The organism is Rhizobacter sp. P2_D12 (genome assembly GCF_056404395.1).
Map to the genome: position 1 here is coordinate 1 of NZ_JBFUEB010000254.1, position 2,092 is coordinate 2,092.

Annotated in this window: 2 protein-coding genes; both read left to right on the forward strand. The window is 70.6% G+C overall.

Annotated features, from left to right (window positions below):
* Window positions 1-773 (forward strand): HlyD family secretion protein (locus AC1DYN_RS32190; protein WP_477966807.1); only part of this gene is annotated, 773 nt, incomplete at its 5' end.
* Window positions 770-2,092, forward strand: a 1,323-nt coding sequence (locus tag AC1DYN_RS32195; RefSeq protein WP_477966809.1) for an efflux transporter outer membrane subunit, incomplete at its 3' end; no start/stop codon positions are given. The genes AC1DYN_RS32190 and AC1DYN_RS32195, both read left to right, overlap by 4 nt.

The following is a 2,092-nucleotide window of genomic DNA, read 5'->3' on the forward strand; positions in this document are numbered from 1 at the left end:
ACCGCAAGTCGGCGCTGGCCAACTTCGCGCAGACGAACGCCAGCGCCCGCGCCACCATTGCCCAGAACCAGGCGCTGCTGGCCTCGAACGAAGCGCAGGCCCGGCGCAGCAGCGCCGACCTGCGCCGCGTGGAAGAGCTGGCGGCTGACGGTTCGCTGTCGGCGCGCGAACTCGACGCCGCGCGCGCCACCCGCGCCCAGTCAGCGGCCAGCCGCGACCAGGCGCGCGCTTCTGTCGAGATCGCCCGCCAGAACCTGGCGTCGGTCGGCGTCAACCGCGCCGCCCTCGAAGCGGCGGTTGCCAGCGCCGAAGCGGCCGTCAAGCTGGCCGAGATCGACCTGGCCAACACCAACATCATCGCGCCGCGCGATGGTCAGCTGGGGCAGGTGACCGTGCGTCAGGGCGCCTTCGTCAATGCGGGTGCGCAGCTGACTGCACTGGTGCCCAACCAGATGTGGATCATCGCCAACCTGAAGGAAACGCAGATGGCGGGCGTGGCCGTTGGCCAGCCGGTCACTTTCAGCGTCGACGCGCTGGGTGGCGCCAAGCTGCGAGGCCATGTCGAGCGCATCGCGCCGGCGACCGGTTCGGAGTTTTCGGTGATCGCGCCGGACAACGCCACCGGTAACTACGTCAAGATCGCTCAGCGCATTCCGGTGCGCATCAGCATCGACCCGAACCAGCCGCTGGCCAACCGCCTGCGGCCCGGGATGTCGGTGGTGACGACGATCGATACGGCTGCTGCCACCACGGCGAACGCGGGGCAGCGGTGAAGCGGCGGTTCGTGGTTCTGGCGGCGCCACTCCTGTTGGCCGCCTGCGCGATGGCGCCGCAGCCGGCGCCGCCGTCCTCGGTGACGGTGCCGGTGGCGTGGCGCACGACTTTGCCCGGCGCGAATGCCAGCGTCGAACGTGACTGGTGGCGCGCGTTCGGCGATCCGGCGCTGGACGCCCTGGTGCAACGGGCGCAGACGAACAACGGCGACCTCAAGATTGCCCGCGCGCGCCTGCAGGAATACCAGGCGCGCATTCGCGTGGCCGGCAGCGCGCGCCTGCCGGCGCTGAACCTGTCGCTGGCGCCGACGCGGGCGCGCGCCATCGGCCCGCAAGGCACGCCGGTCGAATCGACGTCGCTTGTGGGCGCAGTGCAGGCCAGCTACGAGCTGGATCTGTTTGGGCGGGTGGCGAACACCGTCGAGGCGGCGCGGTTCGAGGCGCTGTCGCAAGAGGCTGCGCTGGAAGCGGTGGCACTGGCGGTGGCGGCCAATACGGCGTCGGGCTACCTGAACCTGCTGGGTCTGGACGCCCAGCTGGCGCTGGCCAGGGCCACGCTGGCCTCGCGCGAGCGTTCGTACAACCTGGCGCGGCACCAGTTCGAAGTGGGCTACAGCTCGCGCCTGGAAATGTCGCAGGCCGAGGCCGAATTGCACGCGACGGCTGGCACCGTGCCACAGCTGGAGCGGCAGGTGGCGCAGCAGGAGCAGGCGCTCAATCTGCTGCTGGGCGCGAGTCCGGGCGCGATTACGCGCGGTACCGATCTGCTGTCGCTGCGCGAGCCGACCCCGGGCGCCGGCTTGCCGTCCGAACTGCTGCGGCGCCGGCCCGACATCGCCCAGGCCGAGCAGGCCATCGCGGCGGCCGATGCCAGCCTGGCCGTGGCGCGCGATGCGCTCTTGCCGTCGATCCGGTTGACGGCGTCGCTTGGGGCAGGGGCGGGGGGCATCTCGCAATTGCTGCGCTCGCCGACGGAACTGTGGAGCATCGGCGGCAGCGTGCTTGCGCCCTTGTTCGACGCGGGCCGCCTGCGTGCGCAGGCCGAGATCGCCGGCACGGTGCGCRATCGCGCCATCTATGGCTACGAAACCGTGGTGCGCACGGCGTTTGCCGAGACCGAAAATGCCCTGGCGTCGATCGATGGCTTGCAGCGGCAATTGGTGGAAGCCGAGGCGCGCCGCGCGGCGGCCGGTGAAGTGCTGCGCGTGGCCCATAACCGCTACACGAACGGCTACGCGTCGTACCTGGAAGAGCTCGACGCACAGCGTACGGCGTTCAGTGCCGATCTCGCCGCGCTGCAACTGCGCACGAGTTTGCTG